At 61.0% G+C, this 21874-nt stretch carries 15 protein-coding genes and 2 pseudogenes; 3 read left to right on the top strand and 14 right to left on the bottom strand.

From position 1 onward, the window contains the following. Positions 1–69 precede the first annotated feature (69 nt). Positions 70–1305 (bottom strand): MFS transporter, encoded by a 1236-nt coding sequence (locus tag EJ075_RS15705; RefSeq protein WP_126104954.1) that lies wholly within the window; start codon positions 1303–1305, stop codon positions 70–72. 393 nt (positions 1306–1698) lie between these two features. Between EJ075_RS15705 and EJ075_RS15700 the strand changes: the two are divergent. Continuing rightward, a pseudogene (locus EJ075_RS15700) lies at positions 1699–1929 on the top strand (IS21 family transposase); the annotation flags it as partial. Between the two features lie 161 nt (positions 1930–2090). On the opposite strand, the gene EJ075_RS33570 reads toward EJ075_RS15700, so the two are convergent. Continuing rightward, the gene (locus EJ075_RS33570; protein WP_245458162.1) at positions 2091–2558 is read right to left on the bottom strand and encodes an extracellular solute-binding protein; all 468 of its coding nucleotides are present in this window, start codon (positions 2556–2558) and stop codon (positions 2091–2093) included. Between the two features lie 1178 nt (positions 2559–3736). Here EJ075_RS33570 and EJ075_RS15685 point away from each other — a divergent pair. Continuing rightward, a complete protein-coding gene (locus EJ075_RS15685; protein WP_095487025.1) occupies positions 3737–4795 on the top strand; it encodes a class I SAM-dependent methyltransferase in 1059 nt (352 codons plus the stop codon). A 441-nt stretch (positions 4796–5236) separates the two neighbouring features. Here the strand turns inward: EJ075_RS15685 and EJ075_RS15680 are convergent, their stop codons facing one another. The 12 genes and pseudogenes from EJ075_RS15680 to EJ075_RS15620 form a co-directional block, all read right to left on the bottom strand. Then, positions 5237–6667 (bottom strand): FAD/NAD(P)-binding protein, encoded by a 1431-nt coding sequence (locus EJ075_RS15680; protein WP_126104953.1) that lies wholly within the window; start codon positions 6665–6667, stop codon positions 5237–5239. Beyond that, entirely contained in the window at positions 6664–7839 is a 1176-nt protein-coding gene (gene ssuD / locus EJ075_RS15675; RefSeq protein ID WP_126104952.1) for an FMNH2-dependent alkanesulfonate monooxygenase, read from the bottom strand. Before ssuD ends, EJ075_RS15680 begins: the two co-directional genes overlap by 4 nt. A 30-nt stretch (positions 7840–7869) precedes the next feature. Then, on the bottom strand, positions 7870–9117 hold the full coding sequence (locus EJ075_RS15670) for an SfnB family sulfur acquisition oxidoreductase (RefSeq protein WP_126104951.1): 1248 nt from the start codon (positions 9115–9117) through the stop codon (positions 7870–7872). Further along, positions 9114–9905, bottom strand: a complete 792-nt coding sequence (locus EJ075_RS15665; protein ID WP_126104950.1) for an ABC transporter ATP-binding protein — start codon at positions 9903–9905, stop codon at positions 9114–9116. The genes EJ075_RS15670 and EJ075_RS15665 overlap by 4 nt, the downstream gene beginning before the upstream one ends. A 66-nt stretch (positions 9906–9971) precedes the next feature. Then, positions 9972–11303 (bottom strand): ABC transporter substrate-binding protein, encoded by a 1332-nt coding sequence (locus tag EJ075_RS15660; RefSeq protein WP_126104949.1) that lies wholly within the window; start codon positions 11301–11303, stop codon positions 9972–9974. A gap of 49 nt (positions 11304–11352) precedes the next feature. After that, positions 11353–12402: a branched-chain amino acid ABC transporter permease gene (locus EJ075_RS15655; protein ID WP_095487013.1), complete on the bottom strand. Its 1050-nt coding sequence runs from the start codon at positions 12400–12402 to the stop codon at positions 11353–11355. Between the two features lie 3 nt (positions 12403–12405). Next, a complete protein-coding gene (locus EJ075_RS15650; RefSeq protein WP_095487011.1) occupies positions 12406–13302 on the bottom strand; it encodes a branched-chain amino acid ABC transporter permease in 897 nt (298 codons plus the stop codon). Then, a complete protein-coding gene (locus EJ075_RS15645; RefSeq protein ID WP_126104948.1) occupies positions 13302–14204 on the bottom strand; it encodes an ABC transporter ATP-binding protein in 903 nt (300 codons plus the stop codon). The genes EJ075_RS15650 and EJ075_RS15645 overlap by 1 nt, the downstream gene beginning before the upstream one ends. 55 nt (positions 14205–14259) lie before the next feature. Then, positions 14260–15360: a dimethylsulfone monooxygenase SfnG gene (sfnG, locus tag EJ075_RS15640; protein WP_095487007.1), complete on the bottom strand. Its 1101-nt coding sequence runs from the start codon at positions 15358–15360 to the stop codon at positions 14260–14262. Positions 15361–15385: 25 nt separating this feature from the next. Next, positions 15386–15955, bottom strand: a complete 570-nt coding sequence (gene msuE, locus EJ075_RS15635) for an FMN reductase (protein ID WP_095487005.1) — start codon at positions 15953–15955, stop codon at positions 15386–15388. Between the two features lie 558 nt (positions 15956–16513). Continuing rightward, a pseudogene (locus tag EJ075_RS15630) lies at positions 16514–17116 on the bottom strand (SMC-Scp complex subunit ScpB). Positions 17117–17657: 541 nt separating this feature from the next. Next, positions 17658–18797, bottom strand: a complete 1140-nt coding sequence (locus EJ075_RS15620; RefSeq protein ID WP_245458161.1) for a nucleotide disphospho-sugar-binding domain-containing protein — start codon at positions 18795–18797, stop codon at positions 17658–17660. A gap of 2810 nt (positions 18798–21607) precedes the next feature. Here EJ075_RS15620 and EJ075_RS15610 point away from each other — a divergent pair. Continuing rightward, positions 21608–21871, top strand: coding sequence for a hypothetical protein (locus EJ075_RS15610; protein ID WP_126104947.1), 264 nt, complete (start codon positions 21608–21610; stop codon positions 21869–21871). Positions 21872–21874: the final 3 nt, after the last annotated feature.

Raw genomic sequence — 21874 nt, 5'->3', positions numbered from 1 at the left:
GCGCCACTGCCCGACCGACCGGCCCGGCTCCGATGACGACGTGTGATCTCCCGTGCATAGTGCCCTGCTTCAGCCTTTTCTGCCAACTACGGTCGGGGTCGGCTTGCGCCGGATCGTGCGATAGCCAAGGAGAGCGATAGCCGTTTGCAGTAGAGCCAAGCCGGCAATCAACAGCGTCAGCGTGTCGTATCCCAGCTGGACTGAGACGAGCCCGGCGGCGAAGGGGAAGAAATACAGGCCAAGAAAATAGGAAAGGCTGAAGATGATCTGCACCAAAGTCCGGGACTGCGGCGCAGTCACGCGGACGGCTTCTGCCTGCATCAGGGGATAGGATAGCCCATAAGTTATGCCGGTCGCCAGCGATGCCATTGCGTAAACGACGGGGTGGCCCGGGGAGTAGTGAAAAACGAGAAGCGAAACGACCATCCCGCCCAGGAGTAGCGGCAACGTGCGGTCGGCCGCACTGCGGGTTACGCGCGGACCAATTGCAAATCTGGAGCCGACTACTCCTATGGCCCAAAAGCCAAAGAATATTTCGTACGGAAGACCTGAATTGTTAGCAAATAGAGCCTGGAAGTTTATCAAAGTAGTGTAAATGCTTCCCGACAACAGTACAAGAACAAAAAACAGAGCAGATTTGCTGAAGAGGAGACCGAAAAGGTCGCGCGCAATCGAGGCGTTATTCGGAATATCGGCTTCGCGGATGTTCGCCGCACGTTGCGCTGCCCACGATGACAACGCTGACCCTGCCGTCGCCGCGAGCATTGCCAGAATGAACATATCCAGCGTGCCCAAGCCGGCGTACCGGGCAAGGAGGCTGCTCAGCAGCGGTCCGCAGGTTAACCCTAAGGTGGAGAATGCAGAGTAGGCCATGAAGCTCGATGGCCGGTCTGCATCGCTTGAGAGGGCGGAAATGCATATCGAGCCCATAGTGAAGTGCAGCGCCCATCCGCTTGATTGCAGCATGTAGCTGAGGAAGTAGGGGAATGTCGCGCGCACCCCCGACAATTCGTTCAAGAGTATGGTCGCGCAGGCTGCTGCATAGAGAAGCCCGCCGATGGGTGCGAGCCTCCGCACACTAAACTGGCGTGTCAGCGTAGGACTGATCAAAACTATGAATATAGCGACCGCCATGCCTGCTGCTGAGATCGAACCAAAAAAGATCTCGTCGCGATCAACCGACAACAGGTAGACTGGAAACAGCGCAAAAACGCCCATCGCGAAGGAAATCAGAGATCGTTCAGCAATGAACATGCGCCTGTACCACAAACGGCGATTAATGATCGAGATGCTGCGAGCGTTCATTTTGTTAGGCCGTGGAATTGTACTTTGCGTCGGGCAGGATGAAGATAAATTATGTATTCAAATATGATTCGCGTTTTTGGTGCGACCATTGTCATGGTCGAAGGAATACGTTTCCTTAGATCGAGAGCCTGAAGCATTGCGGTCCTTCGCCTGTTCATCGTGGCTACCCGTGACACGAGTTATGGCCGGCAGCTGTTGCCCGCCCGGCAACGAAGGCTCTCAAGAGTCATGCCAGTTTGCTTGATTGAGCTGAAGAAGGAACTTTGTGATTGCTTTTCAGTTGATTAGCCCGAGGCAAAGCAAGAGATCGACTGAAAATGGCCATATCGCAAACTCGACAAACCCGACAAAAGATGTCGGATGGCGTTGTTGAAACTGCTCCGCTCTGACCTCGCCGAGGCGACCTGGAGCCAGACCCTGCCGGACTGGATTGGCTCGCATGTGCGCATGTTCCGCTTCTTTGGCGGCGTCCCGCGCCTGATTGTTCCCGACAACCTGAAGTCCGGTGTGAACCGCGCAAGCTTTTACGATCCGGAGATCAACCGCAGCTTCGGCATGATGGCTTCCCACTACGGTGTCGGCGTTCTGCCGGCGCGACCGAAGCGACCGAAGGATAAGGAGCAGGCATCACGATGCTCCTTGTTGGAGTTGTTGAGCGACAATTAATCTGGGCGGACGACCACCCCTTGAGCGCCACCTGCTTGGAGGTGGCCCACTGGATGAACAGCCAGGCCGCGCCCTTCTTTTCGGAAGCCGCGTTCATGGCGAGAGCCCAGATCCAGATGTTAGAATCGAAGCTCGTGGCGTTCGGTGCGTGCAGCGGCGGAGCGAAGGCGATCTTCGCCAGATGCCGGCTTCCCCGCAACATCGTTCCAGAAGCCGAACATATTTGAGTCGATCGCCATCGGGGTGCGGCCGGCCATTTCCGGCGGAGACGTCGGAACCGCGATGTTATACTTCTCCAAGGTATCCTTGCGGTAGAACAGCTGGATGTTCTCAAATGCATGCGGGATTGCCCAGATCTGGCCGCCCTCCCCCGTTGCGATCTGACCGGCTTCCATCTTCCAGGTAAGCGCCGCACGCAGGCTCGGGAAGAAGTCGTTGTAGTCGTATCCAGCATCGGTAAGCTTCGGATCGCTCAGGTATTTGTCCAGCGGCTCCAGGGTGCCACTCGAAGCGAGGTCCCACGCGGGCTGAATGCCAGTGCCGAACACATCCCATGCTGGCGACTTCGTCGTCAGTTGGATCGTCATCTTGTTCCAGTAAGAATTGTCTGGGTAGAGTTCCGGCGTGACCTTGATGCCGGGTCAGCTTCTCGAACTCCGGAAGTTGCGCAGCGAGAGCATCCGCATAGGGGTGGATGTCGTAGGCCCAAGTTATGCTGGTCCCTTCGAATTGACGCCAGTTCACGGTATCGGCAGCGGCCGAATTAGTGAGCGATGCCGAGACGGCAAAAAACGCCAAGTCAAAAGCAAGCTGTTTGCGTAGCGACGCGCATCTGTAACGAGTACGGGGAATGAGCGACCCATGTAATCCTCCCTGGGGCATTTTGCCAATTTTTGGGTCCACTCCTCCATCCCGAGTTCGCCCATAGCCACAATAAGCGGTTTCCAACCACCTCGCTCTGAATGCACCAGGCCAACTGGGTAAAAACGGGTAACCGGCACTTAAAGGCGTTGTAGTATCGCCACCAGAAATACTGCTCCGTGGTGCTGGCCTTTGCCTGGGGGCGCAACACGGCAACTACCTGCTCAAAACGGTTGGTCCTCTACCTCTTATTCACCGTCGCTTTCCTCGCGGCCTAACCCGGCCGGAATATCCGTTGCCAGAGGAAGGCCTCGCGGCCGGTTCGAGGCGCATCCCTCCTCCGAAGCAGCACGCTCAAGTATCGTCACAAGCCCCGAGCGCTTCGCGTTCGGCAATGTCCAAATTCCGACAATGTCGGATACAGTCAGATCTACTGGATTGCGTTTGAATGGTTTTCTCATTTGGCACAGTACATGCGGGTCATCCGCAAACACGTGACCGATTAACAAGAATTCGCATGATCACCTTACCAGAATATACAGCCGCCGCGGAACAATCACTTGGCTCCTGATCGCCGGCCCCGGCACCACAACCGGAGTCATCGATGTTCTGACGGGCTGCCCAAGGATACCTGCTGCGACAGGGCTTGCCCTGGTGACGACCACTCCGGCTCCGCCGGTTACCGACGAGGGCAAATGACGGATTTCCTGCTTTTCAACGGCATGGAGGTGGCTGTCATTCCCGACCACCGCGCCGGTCGTCACCCATATGGTCTGGTGCAGGATCGGCAGCGCGGATGAGCCGCCGGGGATATCTGCATGTCTTCGAGCATCTGATGCTCAAGGCGCCTCATGACGAGCACGGCTCCGTCGCCTGGAGAGATTGAACCCAAAGGGAGATTCAGATGTCTGAAGCGAATCAGGAAAAGTTGGACGCATTCTTGGGGAAAATGGTCGGCGATCTCGGTGCGATCGCAACGGGCGCGGGAGTCCTGCTGGGGGACAGACTCGGCCTGTTCAAGGCATTGCGCGAAGGCGGCAAGATGACGGCCGCCGAACTTTCGACACGCACCGGCACCCAGGAACGCCTCGTAAGGGAATGGCTTTCCGGGCAGGCGGCGGCGGGCTACGTCGACTACGACGAAGCGAGCGACAAATTCTATCTCAACGCCGAGCAAGAGCTGGTGTTCGCCGATGAAGACAGCCCGGCCTTCATGGCAGGCGCATTCGAGTTCCTGTCCGCGCTGTGGCTCGATGAAGAAAAGGTGAGGCAGGCATTCCAGTCCGGCAATGGCGTCGGGTGGCACGATCATAGCGCGTGTCTGTTTCGCGGTACGGAACGGTTCTTCCGTCCAGGCTACAATGCCAATCTGATCGACTCCTGGCTGCCGGCCTTGGAGGGCGTCGTCGAGAAGCTCGAACGCGGCGTGGACGTCGCGGATGTTGGATGCGGTCATGGTGCATCGACCGTGCTCATGGCACAGGCCTTCCCCAATTCGCGCTTCGTCGGCTTCGACTATCATGCCCCTTCGATTGAGCGCGCCCGCAAGGCGGCCGAGGTAGCCGGCGTCGGCGTCAACACGCGGTTCGACGTCGCGGCCGCCAAGAGCTATCCCGGAACCTACGACCTCGTCACATTCTTCGATTGCCTTCACGACATGGGCGACCCGACGGGCGCCGCCACCCATGTCCACGGATCGCTCAAGCCGGATGGCACGTGGATGATCGTCGAGCCGTTCGCGCATGATCATCTGGCGGCGAACCTCAATCCCGTCGGACGCGTTTACTATGCCGCTTCCACGTTCGTGTGCACGCCCGCGTCCGTGTCGCAGGAAGTCGGGCTCGCGCTTGGAGCCCAGGCCGGTGAGGCGAGGCTGCGCAAGGTGGTGACCGGCGGCGGCTTCAAGCGATTGCGTCGCGCCGCGGAGACACCGTTCAACATGGTGCTGGAGGCCCGCCCTTAGCGTGGCCGTCGCCAGAAATTGCAGCTCATCGCATTTGATGAAGATCACCGCCAAAAATCCGGACGCATAGGGCTTTTCAAGGCGTCTGGGTTCACGCAGAGGTCGCTGCCGAGCCGCCTTCTCTAAACCACTGAAGTCGATGTCCGGCGGCAGATTCTTTCCCTCTCTGCGGCCACAAGGCGAGCAGCCTCGCTGTAGGCGTCTTCCCGCCCAGTGCTTTCTCGACCCGCCGCGGTGGGCTGATCGTCTCGGATCGTCATCAAAGCGGTGGACGCCGGTGCGAAGTCTGGGCATGGAGATCGGCACCTCCGAGGTCGAGCGGATCTGCTAAAAGCGCCAGGAGCGGCACGCGACCAGTGGCCTATTTACGACACGATGGGCTTCCACCTTCGCAATACGCTCGGTGAGTGTCATCTGGATAGCCTCATCGTGTTTGCAGCTTCACGACGCCTTACGACGCAACGCCGTTTGGTATCCAAGCCATTGGTGGATTTCAGCGGCTATACGCTCGGCATGCGCGGTGACTTCGGGAATTCCCATCAATTCGCCAACGCTGCCGCGCGCCAGCGGCCCGCTGACGAAAATGCTGTCGGTCGGTCGGCCGGAAGTGCTGAGCGCACGGCCTTGGCTGTCGGTCGCCAGGCCAAGGCCAATCGGGTCTAGCCGGACCAGTCCCATTCGCCCGAGATCGGCAATTGCTGTGTTGGTCCGGAAAATATCGGCATGCGCCGGCCCGGTCGTGACGACCACCCTGTCGAACGTCTCGGTTGTCTGAGTGGGTTGGCGCCTTGGCCGCATCGTGACGCGAATGCGCCCGTCGACCTGCTCGGCGCCGACGATCGATGCGGCGCGATAGGCGAGCATGCCTTCGGCAACGCGGCGATCGAGCACGTCCGCGACCTGTGGCGCGATGCGGAAGCGATGCACATCCCACAGCGTGCGCAAATGGCGCACGAGGCGGCGTTGCTCGTCGAGCGGCAGGGCCTGCCAGATGATTTGTCCCTGACGTCGGACGGCATCGAGCACCGGGTGCCAGTCTTCGCCCCGACGCTTGGCATCTAGGATCGTGGCCCGGATGCGTCTGAGCATCACTGTTGCGCTGCGTGAAGGCAGACTGATGAAATCACCAATCGGGTCGACCGGGAGCACCGCGTGGCTGCGCGAACGATAACCATGACGTGACAGCGCGACGATGCGGCTACGATGCCCATTGCGGTCCAGCGTGGCAATGATGTCCGCCGACGTCAGTCCAGTGCCGACTACGAGCACATGGTCGTCGCGGCCGATCGCTTGCAGCCCTCCGAGATCATAGGGATTGGCCAACAGCCGGGCTGCAGCAGCCACGGACCGCAGGGCCGATGGCAAGGCGGGTGGCGGATGCGTCGCCGCAATCACTAGGGCGTCGGCTGCGAGCGTCCTTCCATCAGCGAGAATCAGGATGTAGCCCTGGCCACTGAGCTCGACTGACGCGACGGCGGACCTGACATGACGGATCACTTTGCCGAAGAGAAAGGGTTGGAGATAAGATTCCACGTAGCGCCCGAAAACGCGTCGCTGTGGGTAGAGTGCTCCATTTGCGGCAATAGCCTCGGCATCGTCGAGAATCGCGCCGGTCTGCTCCAGCCAATCGGCAAAGTGGCTGTCCTGGCCGGAGATCAGCGTCATTCTCGACGCCGGCACGTTGATGCGGTGTGAAGGATCGGCCGTCGAGTAGGCCAGACCATAGCCGAGCCCGTCTCTGGGCTCGACGACCACGATATCGGCAGCACCGGCGGGCAGCAGCCGCGCAAGATGAAACGCGGTCGCCGCACCGGAAAAGCCGCCACCGATGATGGCTACGACCGGTCCCCTGCCCAAGTCTCTGGCGCTCAAGACTGACTCGCGCGCGGTGCCGAAGGCCGATGGTCGCCGGCCACCGTTTCGCCGAACGGTCCCATGTTGACAGCCGTCGGGCGGGTCGAGATTTCATGATCGAGCGGCAACAACGGCAACACCAGTTCGCCGAACCGATAGGCCTCCTCCAGATGCGGATAGCCGGACAGGATAAAGCTATCGATGCCAATGCGCCGGTATTCGTCGATCCGTTCCGCAACTGTCGCCGCATCGCCGACCAGGGCGGTGCCGGCGCCGCCGCGCACCAGGCCAACGCCAGCCCACAGGTTCGGACTGATTTCGAGCTTGTCGCGGCGGCCGCCATGAAGCCGGCTCATGCGCGACTGGCCGACGGAATCCATGCGCGCGAAAACCTTCTGCGCCTCGGTTATCGTGTTGTCGTCCAGGCGGCTGATCAGGCGGTCGGCATCGGCCCAGGCCTCATCATTGGTCTCGCGGACGATGACATGCAGCCTGATGCCGAAAGTCACCTGGCGCCCGGCTTTCTCGGCAAGACCGCGCACATGGGCAATCTTTGCCGCGACGTCCGCCGGCGGTTCGCCCCAGGTCAAATATTTGTCGATCTGTTCGGCGGCGACCGCGTTACCGGCATCGGACGAGCCGCCGAAATAGAGCGGCGGATGTGGCGTCTGCACGGGCGGAAACAGTAGGCGACCGTCCTCGATACGGAAGTGCTTGCCTGCGAACGCTACGGTCTCGCCGCGAAGCACCGCCTTGTAGATGTCGAGGAATTCCCGCGTCACCTCATAGCGCTCGTCATGGCTGAGGAAGATGCCGTCGCCCTTGTTCTCGACCGGATCCCCGCCGGTGACGACGTTGATGAGCAGGCGTCCGCCGGAAATGCGGTCGAGCGTCGAGGTCATGCGCGCGGCTAGCGTCGGCGATTGCAGGCCCGGCCGGACGGCGACAAGGAAGCGAAGCCGCTGCGTCAGCGGTGCCAGCGCCGACGCCACGACCCAGCTATCTTCGCAACTGCGTCCTGTCGGCAGCAGCGCGCCATAGTAGCCGATGGCATCGGCGGCTTTCGCGACTTGGGTGAGATAGGGCAAGTCGACCGCCCTTCCCCCCTCTGAGGTGCCGAGATAGCGGCTGTCGCCATGAGTCGGCAGAAACCACAGGACCTTGATCCGGTCGGGAGTGGCAATGCTCATGAATGGTCCTCTGTGATTTGGAGGCGCTCACTAGCTCCAGGCATGGAGTGGCGGATTTACGTCGTTGAGGTAGTAGTTGCCGAGGATCGCGTATTTCCAGCGCACCGGATCGTGCAGCGTGTGGGTGCGGGCGTTGCGCCAGTGCCGGTCGAGATTGTGCTCGGCCAGCGTCGAGCGTGTGCCGGCGAGCTCGAACAGCTTGTTCGTGGCAATGATGGCGATCTCTGTGGTGAGAATCTTGGATTCGGCAACCGCGATCTGCGCTTCCGCGACGGTCTTCTCGTTCGGGTCGGCCACGGCGCGATCGACCGCAAGCCCGGCCCTTTCCAGAACCGCCTCTGCCGCGTTGGTCCGCAGGCGAAGGTCGCCAATCGCCTGGATCGTATAAGGATCCTGCCAGGCATGATCGACGCCGCTGTCGATCCAGGCGCGCGACTTGGTGCGCACGAAGCCGACAGTCTCGTCGATCGCCGCCTTGGCGATGCCGAGATCGACCGCGGCCTGGATGATCTGGAAGATGGCGCCGTCGGCCGTCGGCCTGTCGTAGCCCTTATAGCCGGGGACGAGATGCGTTTTGGGCACCTTGACATTGTCGAGCAGGACCGTGCCGGACAAAGTCGTCTTCTGTCCGAAGCTCGACCAGTCGTCGATGACCGTCAGCCCGGGCGCGCCGCGATCGGCGATGGCATACCAGGCACGCCCCTCGTCATCGAGGGCCACGATCGGCACCAGATGGGCAAGCAGAGCACCGCTCGAATAGAATTTCTGGCCGTTGACCACGACATGGTCGCCGGCGTCGACGAACTTTGTCTCGAAGTCGGCCGCGCGCTTGGAGCCGAACTCGGAGAACGCGTTGCCGAAGCGCGTGCCGGACAGCACCTCAGCGAAAAGCAGCTTCTTCTGCGCCTCGTCGGAGACGGTGCGGATAGCGGCGACGACGCCAAGATGGTTCTGCGGAATCTGGCCGAGCGACGGATCGGCCGCCGAGATGATGGTGATCACCTTCGACAGGGTCACATAGGAGAGCTCCGGCCCGCCATAGGCTTTCGGCACGTTGATCGACCACAGGCCGCTCTGCGAAAACACATCGAGCTCTTCCTTCGGCCAGATGCGTTCACGATCCCGCGTGGAGGCATCCCTGGCGAATTCGGCGGCGAGTTTTTCGGCGACAGCGATTGCCTCGGCATCGGCCTTGATCACATGCGCCTTGGCAGAGGGTCGTTCGACCGGCGGGACGGCACTGCGGCTATCCGACGCCTGCCTGGATTGGATGGTCATGCTGCTGTCTCCTTGGGAAAATGTTGCGGTGGAAGCGGCGCGCCGCCGAGGTAGTAGGTTTTGATATCGGTGCGCTGGCGCAAGTCGGCAGCCGATCCTTCCAGCACGCTGACGCCGTTCTCGAGCACGGTGGCACGGTCGGCGTATTTCAGCGCGACCGCCGAATTCTGTTCGGCAACGAGGATCGAAAGGCCTTCGTCGCGGTTGAGCCATTTCAGGGCGCTGAAGATCTCGTCGACGATCAGCGGTGCCAGCCCCATCGACGGCTCGTCCAGAACAAAGAGTTTCGGCCGCGACATCAGACCCCGGCCGATAGCCGTCATCTGCTGCTCGCCCCCGGAAGTGAGGCCGGACCGGGTTCGCCGCTTCTCGGCGAGCCTTGGGAAAAGTGAATAGACACGATCGAGGTCGGCCTTGACGCCAGTGCGAGAGGACGAGCGTCCGAGCGCGCCGGTGAAGAGGTTCTCTTCGACCGTCAGCGAGCGGAAGCAATGCCGGCCCTCGAGGACTTGGACAAGGCCGCTGCGGACTAGGTGCGAGGGGCTTGCCCTTGAAACATCCTCGCCACCGAAGGTGATCCGACCGGCGGTAATGGCGCCGCGCTCAGCATGAAGGAGATTGGATACGGCGCGCAGCAGTGTCGTCTTGCCGGCACCGTTGGAGCCGAGCAGCGCGACGATCTCGCCCCTGCCAACCAACAAGTCGACGCCGTGTAGGGCGGCGATGGCGCCGTTGTAGACAGCTTCCACGCTGCTAACTGACAGTATCGGGTATTCCGGGATGGACATCGATGACTCCGCTCGGGAAGGTGGATGGCGCGGCCGGCCAGATTTGTCGGCCGCGCCATACCAAATTCAGTTGCTGACCACCGCGTCGGCGTCCTCGGCCGTGCGGATCTTGATGCCCTTTTCCTTGGCATAGGCCTCGGACGACTTCTCGATGATCGGACGCAGCAGCTTCCAGTCGGGAGCGATCCAGTCGGAGACGACATTCCACTTCTTGCCGTCCCATTGCTGGAAGGTCACGTAGCCGTCACCCTCGTGATTGTCCCAGGAGACGTTGATCGAGTGGAACAGGTCCTTGGCGCCGAGTGCCTCGACGCGCGCCGGATCGAGCTTGAGATGCTCGAAGCCCCAACGCACTTCGTCGCCGGTCAGCGTGCGGTTGCCGAACTTCGCCTGTGCGATGCGGACCGCCTCGACATTAAGGATGCCATTGACGATGCCGAGATTATGGTAGACCGAGCCGATGCGGCTCTTGTCCTCGAGATTGCCCTTGCCGGCGCCGTAGACGGTTTTGACGATCTCCTGGACCACCGGATACTGCTCGCCCGAGGCCTGGGTGGTGATGGCGGTGTAGCCCTTAGCGGCATCGCCGGCGGGGATGACGTCTTCCTCGGAGTTGGACCAGACGTTTCCGACGATATGGTCGGCCGGGAAGCCGGTCTTCTGGGCGGTTTTCAGGGCAACGGGGTTCATCACCCCCCAGCCGCGCAGCACCACGTAATCCGGATGCTCGCGCCGGATCGTCAGCCATTGCGCCTGCTGCTCGTTGCCGGGATGCGGCACCTCGATCTGCGACAGCTCGAAGCCGTATTTCTGCGAAAGCAATTCATAGATCGGGATCGTCTCCTTGCCGTAGGGCGAGCCGTGATAGAGCACCACGATCTTCTTGCCTTTGAGCTTGTCGAGGCCGCCTTCCTTGGAGGCGATGTAGTTCACGATGCCGGAGGTCTCGCTGTAGGGATTGAGCAGCAGCGGGAAGACGTAAGGGAACACGCGCCCATCTGTCGTGTCGGTGCGGCCGTGGTTGATGGTTATCAGTGGAACCTTGTCATCGGTGATGCGGTCGATCATGGCGTATGCGATGCCTACGGAAAGCGGGTTCCAGGCGGCGATGCCGGGATTGCTCTTCAATCGTTCGTAGACCTCGACGCCCTTCTCGACCTCATACTGCGTCTCGCCTTCGCTCCAGGTCAGCTTGACGCCGTTGACGCCTCCGTCTCGGATGTTGATCAGGTTGAGATAGTCGATGAAGCCGCCGAAGAAGCCGGTGCCGCCGGCGGCATAGGGGCCGACGCGGTAGCTCTGCAGAGGAAAATACTGTTCGTCGGCGTGAACCGCCGTCGCGCCGAAGACGAAGGCCGTGGCGATCGCCGCCTTTCGTAGGTGACTGAAGAAGGTCATGGGTTGCATCTCCTGAGGTTGTGGTCCGTGAGAGGATGTCGAGCGGCGCTCAGCTGGACCTCGAGCCGATCCGTCGTTTCAGGCGGTCGAAGAGGGCCGACAGCCCGTTCGGTTCCGCGATGAGGAAGATGATGATGAGCGCGCCAAGCACGATGCGCTGGCTCATGTCGAGCACACCTGAATCGAACAGGCCGCCGAACACGAAGGCGCCGAGCCGGGACAGAAAGAGCGGGAAGACGACGATGAACGCCGCGCCCAGAAAGGCGCCGCGTATCGAAGCCAGCCCGCCGATGATGATGATGAACAGGATCTGGAACGAGCGGTCGAGGTTGAACCCGGCCGGCTCGACGGTGCGCAGATAGGTGAAGGCCCACAGCACGCCGGCAACGCCGATGATGAAGGACGACAGCGCGAAGGCGAGCAGCTTGGTCTTGAGCACCGGAACGCCGATGACCCGTGCCGCGGTCTCGTTGTCGCGCACGGCGATGAAGTTGCGGCCGGTGGCGCTGTTGACCAGCCTCGACACGAGCACTGTGATCAGGATCACCGTCGTCACCGAAAGCAAATAGCGGCCGGTCGCGCTGTCGAGCGAAAGACCGGCGACGGCCAGGTGCGGCGCCGAGACCACCCCGGACGGGTTGTCGTTGGAGAACCAGCCGAACTTGGTTAGCGCCCATTGCACGAAGAACTGGGCGGCGAGCGTCGAGACGGCGAGGTAGAAGCCGCGCAGCCTGAGACTGGGCAGGCCGAACACGACGCCGAAGCCGGCGGCGGAAATTCCGGCCAGGATCATGGTCACCGCCAGCGGCAGGCCTTCGACCCTAAGGTTGAAATTGTAGGCGCCGAACGCGCCCACCGCCATGAAGGCGGAAGAGCCAAGCGAGAGCTGGCCGCAATAGCCGGTCAGCAAATTGAGGCCGACCGCCGCCAGGCTGAGCGCCAGGAATGGCAGCAGGATCGCCTCGACCAGATAGCCCGAAGCATAGGCAGGGACCACGCCGTAGGCGACGACGAACAGGGCGGTCGGCAATGCCAGCTTCTGAACGAGTTTCGCCCAGTCGACTGGAAGCCTTGCGGTGTCGAGAGCTTGCACGGCCATGGTTCAGACCCTTTCGACGGTTTTCTGGCCAAACAGGCCGGAGGGGCGCACCAAAAGCACCACCAGCGCCAGCGCATAGGCGAACCAGCCCTCGATGCCGCCGCCGACGAACGGGCCGAGATAGACCTCGGCCAGCTTCTCGCTGGCGCCGATGATGAGGCCGCCAACGATGGCGCCGAGGATGGAATCGAAGCCGCCAAGCACCAGCACCGGCAGCGCCTTCAGCACGATCAGCGACAGCGAGAACTGGACGCCGAGACGCGCGCCCCACAACAGCCCGGCGACCAGCGCGACGAAGCCGGCCGCCGTCCACACGGTGCCCCAGATGCGAGGCAGCCGCAGCCCGACGGCGAGGGCCGCGAACTGATCGTCGGCGACGGCGCGAAACGCAAGGCCGATCCGCGTCCAATAGAAGAAGGCGCTGAGGCCTGCGACCATGGCGGCGGCGATCGCCGCCGCCAGCAGGTCGAAGGACGAGATCAGTACGCCGCCGACCTCGAAGGGGGTGTCGTCGATGCCGAGGTCGAGCCCGTGCACCTGCGTGCCCCAGATAAGCTGGGCGGCACCTTCGATGATGTAGGAGAGGCCCAGCGTCGCCATGAACAGCGTCATCGGCGAGCGGTTGACCAGCGGCCTGAGCACGGTCCGCTCGATGGTGAAGCCGAGCGCGACCATGACCGCGAAGGTGATGAGCAGCGAAAGCGCGAAAGGGACGCGGCGTTCGACCAGGCTGACGAAAGTGAGTGCTGCAAACAGCACCATCGAGCCTTGCGCGAAGTTCAGCACGCCCGAGGTCTTGTAGATCAGCACGAATCCGATGGCGACGAGCGAGTACATGACGCCCGACAGCAGGCCTCCGACCAGCACCTCGATGACGAAGAGGAAATCATAGTAGCTCATCAGATGCCCTCGCCGTCTTCGCCCTCGGCGGTGCCGAGATAGGCCCGGATCACCGCAGGATCGGCGCGCACCTCGGCCGGCGTGCCGTCGGCGATCTTGCGGCCGTAGTCGAGCACGGCGACGCGGTCGGAGAGGCCCATGACGACGCCGATGTCGTGCTCGATCAGGATGATGGTGACGCCGTGCCGGTCGCGCGCGGCGCGCACGAAGCCGGCCATCTCGGCCTTCTCGGTCGCCGTCATGCCGGCCATCGGCTCGTCGAGCAGCAGCAGCTTCGGCTCGGCGACCAGCGCGCGCGCCAGCTCGACCCGCTTCTGCAGGCCGTAAGGCAAGGTGGCGACGAGGCGGTCGGCGACGCTTTCGAGATGCAGGAAGGCGACTATCTGATCGGTCTTTTCGGCGATCATGGCATCCTCGCGCCGGGCGCGTGGCAGGCCTGCAATGTGTTCGACAAAACTGGCGCGCCTGGTGTGGACGCGGCCGGACGCGATGTTGTCACGCACCGAAAGCCCGCCGAACAGCGCCAGGTTTTGGAAGGTTCGTGCAACGCCCAGTCGCGCCAGACGGTTCGCCGGCACCCGGGCAAATGGCTGTCCGTCGATCGTGATCGTGCCGTGGTCGGCGTGGTAGAGGCCGCTGATGATGTTGATCAGCGAGGATTTGCCGGCGCCGTTGGGGCCGATCACCGCGCGGATCTCGCCGCTCTTGACCTCAAGGTCGACATCGCTCAATGCCGTGACGCCGCCAAAGGAAATACCGATCCCATTCAGCGTCAGGATCGCATCAGCCTTTGCCGACAGGCGCGCCCGGCGCGTGTCCTCCACGGGGCCAACACCAGCAAGAATGCGGGAAATTTCGGGCGCGCGCTCGTATGCGGCGGCTCCCAGCGAAGCACCAATCATGAAACGTCCCTGTTTTTGAAGGAGAGCTGGCGGTGGCCCGAAGGCCGCGCCTGACCTATTCCGCGGCGACAAGCTCCCTGTCGCGAGCTGCTTCCAGTTCGCGCACCAATGGGATGACGCGCTTGCCGAAGAACTCGACCTCTTCCTGGAAATGCAGGAAGCCGAGCAGGATCAGGTCGGCGCCGGCATCCTTGAGCTTCAGGATGCGTTCGGCGATCTGTTCAGGCGTGCCGATGAGATTGCTGCGGAAGCCGTCATTGTATTGCACGAGATCCTCGAAGGAGGATTTCGCCCAATTGCCTTCGCCTTCCGGCGAGGCCTTGCCGGCATTCTTGACCTGATCGGCAAAGCCCTGCACCGCCTCCGGATTCGCCTTGGCGATGATCTCGTCGAGCACGGCGCGCGCTTCCTGCTCGCTCTCGCGGGCGATGGCGAAAGCGTTGACGCCGATCCTAACCTTGTGGCCGTTGGCTTTCGCCTTGGTGCGGATGTCGTCGACCTGCTTCCGGATCTCCTCCGGGGTATTGCCGTTGGTGAAATACCAATCGGAGACACGAGACGCCATGTCGCGAGCGGCTCGCGACGAGCCGCCTTGGAATATCTCGGGCAAGGGCTCGATCGGCTTCGGCTTCATGGAATAGTTGGTGAAGCGGTAGAAATCGCCCTTCAGCGTGAAACTGTCTTCCGTCCAGATGCCGCGCAACGCTCGGATAAATTCCTCCGACCGGCGATAGCGCTCGTCATGATCGAGCCAGAGTTCGCCAATCGCGGCGAACTCGCCTCGGAACCAGCCGCTGACGACATTGACGGAGACGCGGCCATTGGTCAGGTGGTTGATGGTAGCGATCTGCTTGGCCGCCAGCGCAGGGTTCCACGGGCCGGGCAGGATCGCTGCGATAACCTTCAGCGTTGTGGTCGCGGCAAGCAAGGCATGACTGAACGAGACTGATTCGTGCTGGTTGTCGGCCCCATAGCCGGCCGTGAAACGGATCTGGCTCAGCGCATAGTCGAACCCGTTGGCCTCGGCAATCTGGGCGAGCTTGCGGTTGTAGTCGATATCCCAACCTGTCCGCTGCTCAATGTTGGAGATCACCAGGCCGCCGGAAACATTCGGGACCCAGTAGGCGAATTTGATGGCGTCGGAATGCGAACTCATGTCGTCGTTTCCCCTGTTGATTGGCTCAGCCGACGCGGGTGGCGACGGCAGCATTTGCGTGACTGGAGTTGAGCAAGGAGACCGCGTCGGTGGCAGCCCTTGCAATGCGCTCGATGATGGCTGCGCCGACGATTTCGCCATCGACGAAATCGTCGGGCGCGCCGTAGACGCCCGTAGGGACGGTGACAGCGCCAAAAAAGCCGAACAATGGCCGGAGCTGATGTTCGAGGACCAGGCCATGGTATGGGCTCCCGCCGGTCGCGGCGAGAAGCACGGTCTTGCCCGTCAACGCGCGATAATCGACCAGGTCGAACAGGTGCTTGAGGGCGCCAGTGTAGGAAGCCCTATAGACAGGCGTTCCGACCACGAGCAAATCGGCCTTCTCGACACGCTGGATAATCGCTTCTCCAGATGCGCCAAGTGCGCCGCGGGATAGTCCGGCGAAAAGTGAGGGTGCCGCCTCCGTGATCTCGATCAGACCGGTGTCTGCAGGCACGCGCAACGCGACCGCCTTGACCAGCGCATTGACCACCGCCGTGGTGCGGGACGGGTTGCTTACGCCGCCCGATATTCCGAGAACCGATAATCGTGCCAAGTCATCAATCTCCCACACTTTGCATGCGCGCTAGGCCGCACCAAACCAGATCAAACGATATTCTATTAAATCTGTAGAGCTAAGGTACTTTGTTCTGATGTTTTGACGTCAATGGGAAAAACGGCGCTGTTACCCACATGGCAAAGGGGTGGAATCTTTAACGATCGGCTAAAACCCACAGTTACGACAATCAAGCTGCCGGTACCTATCGCGGTCCGTCTCTCATAAATTCACTGCAGATATCGTGGAGCTTGAGACTTTTATCGCAGATCCAAAGTGACGCCGCAGAGGCAGCTCGACCGCAGATGAGACCAAAGAAGTGACTTCGCGCCAAGCCAGAGAGCACCTGAGCACAGTAATAACTGACTGACGTACACGTCTCCTTCGCCTACCGTTTTCCAAGGACGCCAAGCTCGCAACTTGAGGCGCTTGCTACCGAAGGGTGTCGCTTCATTGTTTGATTAGACCCGCTTCTCTTTATGCGTACCGAAGATCCCGACGGCGGAGATTTGAACAGCATCACGCGCCGGCGGTCGGCTGCTGCGCGGCAGCGAGCAGCTAATCCTCGATCTCGACGTCGGCGTTGTAGTGATGGGAGGAAAAGCCGGGCACTATGGCGCCCTCCAGCAGCTTCCCCTTCGACAGAAGTCCAGCATCCTCGAGCGCCTCGAAATCCGGCAGGTCGCGCAGCGTGTCGAGCCCGAACTCCACCAGGAACTCTTTTGTCGTCACGTCGGTGTAGGGCGCGCCTGGGGTCGGGCTGCGTGGACCGGAGGCGATGAGCTTCGCACCACGCAGATGGCCGACCAGGTCGCGGCTGATCTCCTTGCCGAAGAATGGCGATAGCTCTCCACGGGTGATCGGTTGGAAATAGGCGATGCACATAACACCAGCACGTCCGACTGGGTCAGGTCTACACCACGCACGCTGTCTCCGACGGCCTTGCCAAATGCACTGCGGATGGCGTCGGCATAGGCCGGGCGGGTCAGGTGTTTCCAGCCGCCGGCGACGGAGACCAAATCATAGGGGCCGGCCGCGCAACTCTTCGCGGATATCGTCGATTAGCAGATCGATGCTGCAGTTCTTGCCGACGATCCGCGCCAGCGTCGCACGGCCAACGGGCTCGCTGGCTGCAAAGATCGTCGCCTCGACGCGCTGCATCCATTCGCGCCACCGCGCCTCCGGCGGCAGATGATCCAGCTCCCGATCAAACAGCTGGTCAGCTGATCGACGGTCGTAACCCGACCAAACCCACCACTAACGTGTATGCAGCGTCCTGCGCACATATTTTACTTACGCGTAGTGGCGCGGCGTCGGAGGCCGACTGCTAGGAAGCGGTCGAGCATTGCATTCACCTGGTCAGCCACTTCGATGGTGTTGAAATGGCCAGCTAACAACGTCTTGGCCAGGATGAGCTGCGAACAACGAGCCTTTAGCCAGTCGAGATCCCGGGTAGCGTTCACTAACGGCACAGTATCAATCGGTCCTGAGTCTCGGCAAAATAGGAACCGACTGATGCTGAAACACGATGGTCTGTAAGAGGCACCAAGTGGGGATAAATGTCGACTTGGCCCGGTGCAGAAGCATCGGCGGAATGACGTGGATGCGTAAAGCCAGTCGGCAAGATGCCGACGCGGCCGAAGGTGAACTTGAAGGATCTAAATGTCTGAGCAGGATCGGACCGCCAGTATCAAAGCGGCGATCAGACAACGCGCCTATTTGCCACCATAGCCTCCAATTCGTCAACGAGACCGGAGGCGGCCATTTCATCTTTCATGGCACCGCCCAAGCGTCGGGCCTCATCCCGGTAACACGGTTCCTGAAGTAGCCGAGTGACGGCGTCGGCGATCTCGGCCTCACGAGCACTCGACGGTAGGCGTAGACCAGCTCCCTTCGACACAACTCGTGCGGCATTATCCCCTTGGTCGCGCCCTTTCGGGAGCACCAATTGCGGCAGACCGTTTATCAACGCGCGGCTGACGGTGCCGTGGCCGCCCTGCGTCACGACGAGGCAGACTTCCTTCATCACTAGGTCATGCGGTGCACCGTGCAGCGGATGCACGTTCCTGGGGGCCGCCAGTTTTCTCGAGTCAACATGGGGGCCGATGGTCGCTACTGCGTCCACGTCCAGCGTACCCAGTGCGCTGATGATCCGCTGAACCAATTCGTCTTGACCCTGAGCCCCGGTGCTGCAGGCGACAAGCACACGAGGTCGACCGGAGTCCATAGGCCAGGGAGCCTCCCAACCCTTCGACCAATTCGGTTGATCGAGCAGCGGCCCGACATAACGAACGTTATCGGGCAGAGAGTCGGCTGCAAAGTCGAAGGTCTGGCTGATCGCGAGCAAGTACCGATCGGCACGCTGGAACAAATCCACCGTCTTGTCTAAGCCGCAGAGGCCGAGGCCGGCGCGCGCCTCGTTTAAAAGTGGAAGGAACTGGTTCAAAAAGCACGCCCAGCCTTCGCTCGCCGCAGCGGCCGCGATCCGCTCTTTTGGCGTTTGCGGCTGCACGAACCCGCTGGTGATCGGCGGAGTCCCTGGGAGAGGGCGAAGGCTAACATGGGGTGCCAACATTGCGATAGGCACGCCCGCAGCTTCGGCGCCCAATACCGCACCGAACAATAGATCGATGGCAATGACAGCATCCGTCGGGATGCGGCCGATCTCATCCCGGATATCGGCCGCATAAGCTGGCGCGGGGCCGAACACCGCCTTTTGAAACCAGTCACGGATGTCCGAAGAGTCAGTCGGATCCGCGTCGATGCCTGTCGGGGCGCGCCGCCAGAACACGAATTCGCAGTCCGCCGAAGCCACTTCACTCTGCATCACTGGATCAGCCATGATGCGGACGCTATGGCCGCGCCGTTGCAGTCTTCGGGCCGCAGTCAGCAACGGACTCAGATACCCGACGTCCCCCAGGACGCAAGCAGGAAGCTATACACAACAACACCTCACCTTAATTGTGAATGGAACCGAATTCGTTCGAAATCAGGCGACCACCAACCAATACCTGACCGATGACGGTGACCCTCATGGCGAGGACGGGTATGACTCCGCTTTTCAAAGCGTAGCTCTCGCCCCCCGGCAGAATACCACCCAGGACCTTGATCGCACATCATGACGCACTCCAAAGGCCCCGCGTTCGCTGAGCTGACAGAGCGGCAGGACCAACAAGAAGCAGATTCCGTAGTATGCCACGATGACCTGGACTGGCGCACCGAGGTAGTTCAGGATTGAGCCAGGCGCGACCAAAACAAGGGCACGAATTGCGACTCTGGCAATGGCCTGTCTACCTGCAACCCCCGACTTCGGCGCCTTGCGACCGGTAATCAGGAGAATCGAAAAAACAGCCAATACGGCAAACAGGGCGGACGACCGCCCATGGGTTGGTTCCATCAGAAACCCGACTAGTCCTCCTTCGCCGGGGTCGGGACCGAGATGGGCGGCACACATCCCGAAGACAGCCAGGCCCGGAGCGAGGTCGATGCCGACCAGCCGATCTACGACCGACCCATGGCTCGCGCCGGCCATCGGGGAGTTCTCGGCTGGCGGTGCCTGTGCTATGCTGGGCTCCTTCCTTGGTTATGTCGATCGCGGGGTCCGCGACAGGAGAGCCGGTCGGCTGCTGCCGTCGTCTCACCCTCAAGGGTGCAAATCTCGTTCCAATCTGACGGATCGAGCCGGCGACAGAAGTTTATGCTTGCTGTTCAGCTCTTTAGCCGACGGCAAACAACACATCGGCTTACCAAGCCTGTGGCGCGGACCTGACAAACCCCACACAGCGTGTCGCGGGGCCGCCATCTTGAGGCAATGGCGGTGAACCGGCGAGATGCCAATCAGCGTGAGCGTACCTGGTATGTGGCCTGCATACGGGTGCGAGATATTCTGATTGTCCCCCACACCCTCAGGCGTCAAAAGACTCCTGGTTCAGCTCTATCGATCTGCGTCAGTATGAAATTCCCGAGCTGGAGCTTCGTCCTTTGCGCGTCGGGAAACGCAGCCGCTGGCCTCCCGGCCTAACGAGCAGTCTTCCGACATGTTTGCCGCCGAACAGCGGTGCATTGAGGAAAGTGCCCCACCGGTCGTCTGGCGCCGGCCCAGTTAGCACGACGCTGATCGGCTGGGCGACCCTCTCGATGTTGTCGTGACGTCAGAGAGCCACGTTGAGCATCCGGAGGTGGTCGGTGCCGGAGCGCGTCGGAGCGTCATCCTTCACAAGCTGATGGAGGAGCTTCTCACGGGCGAGCTCGCGGGAGAGACTAGACGCAAGCGCGTCCCGCGCGCGCGAACTGCTCGATCAACTGATCTCAGACGACGACGAATCTCGGCCAGATTCCAAAGAGAGGCCGCAGCGGCGCTTCGCGGGCTCGCGTTACCACAGATCGCAGAACTGTGATCTCGCCTTGTGCCCGAGATCGCAATCTGAGCTCGCGACGAAGCATATCGCCGGACGGGCCAATGCCTTCGCGATCATGAAAGGACGGGTCGACGCCACGATCAATTGGAAATCGGACGTGAATCCCACGCCTACGGTCCGCGAGGCGCATGTGCAGCAATTGCGCGATTACCTTTCTGCGACCGGCGCCGAACGCGGAGCGAGCGGCGAGGTCACCTGGATCCAACGGCGGACGCATTAGGCGCTCGCGATCAATAGTATCCTCAGGATCGATTGCAGCGCTTCCGAAGTAAGTACCGCCAATTAAAAGTCGGTTGCCTTTTTCCATCGCCGCCTCACACATCGTGTTGGGGCTGAAGAGCTACCTGCAAATCCTCGCAGCGGGCGCGGCCACATCCCTGATTTTACAAATTAACACGTCTTGATTTTTAGAAAATGCCACGTGCGATGATGGCGCCGCCAAAAAACAATGTCACGAGAGATGATCATGCCTGAGGTAAATGGTCCGCCAAAGTTTGGAACGGTATACCGGTTGAATGATGGATACACCAGGCCGGATAAGGGCTTCGGGTTCCGGACGACGAAACTAATCGACAGATACGCGCTGCGCTTGAGGAAACTGCATGCGCGTTACGGTTATGACCATCCAGGGATGCCGGACATGATCTTGAATAGTGACATTGCAGGCCAAAGAGCGGCCGAGGAGCTAGCAGAGGGCCTGAAATCGCAGGGCAAGCAGCAATACGAAGACAGGTCGAGGGAACGCGAACGAGATATGTCTCGTTAGGTCGCACGTTGCAGCAAGGGTGCCGTCGGAAGGCAATCCGCCGTGTCCTGAACGAGGTAACCTGCACTTTTCGAGAATTGCCACGGCGGTACCCTATTTTCGGCTGTGAAGCACACGAGACCCGCGACGTGAGACCCAGTTGCTCAATGCCCAGTTGCTCAATGAGCTTTCTTACGAATAAGGGAGAATTTCCGCGGCCGGACTCTCTCTGAGTGGGCGTGCATGACTGCCAACGGAAGGTCTTGCACGCACCCTTGCGATCTTGAGCAATGGTCGCCATGACTTTCTTCTTGCAGGCTTTTGAGTGGCCCAGCCTGCGATCACCAGACCCCACCGACTCTAAAGAGCGTGGCAGACGGGATAGTCGAGGTTGCCCGGGCACAATCACGCTCAAGGCTTGCGCCGCCCAGAGGACACGCTGAAAAGGCAGCATGGGGGCGCGAGCACGCCATTCACGAGAGATTCGACATGAAGACCATGCAAGAAAAAGACATTCCCGCATTCGTGCAAGCAGTTGTGGACGCCGGCTGCAACATTTGCGCGATTGGCAACTTGGGATACGTCTTTGGCGATGCTGATTTGACGCCGGCGCAACGGAGGGCCGTCGAGCCACAGCTGCGTAGGATTGCTGAAATCTACGGCCAACGCGATCATCTCATGGACGAGATAGCTGTATATCTGCGGTCGATCGGACGCCATGTCGAGGTTGAGCCGAAGACAGGTGTTTCCTGATGG

The sequence above is a fragment of the Mesorhizobium sp. M6A.T.Cr.TU.016.01.1.1 genome, from assembly GCF_003952585.1.
GTDB lineage: Bacteria > Pseudomonadota > Alphaproteobacteria > Rhizobiales > Rhizobiaceae > Mesorhizobium > Mesorhizobium mediterraneum.
Note: the sequence above shows the minus strand (reverse complement) of the source record. Positions and strands in the feature narration are given on the sequence as shown.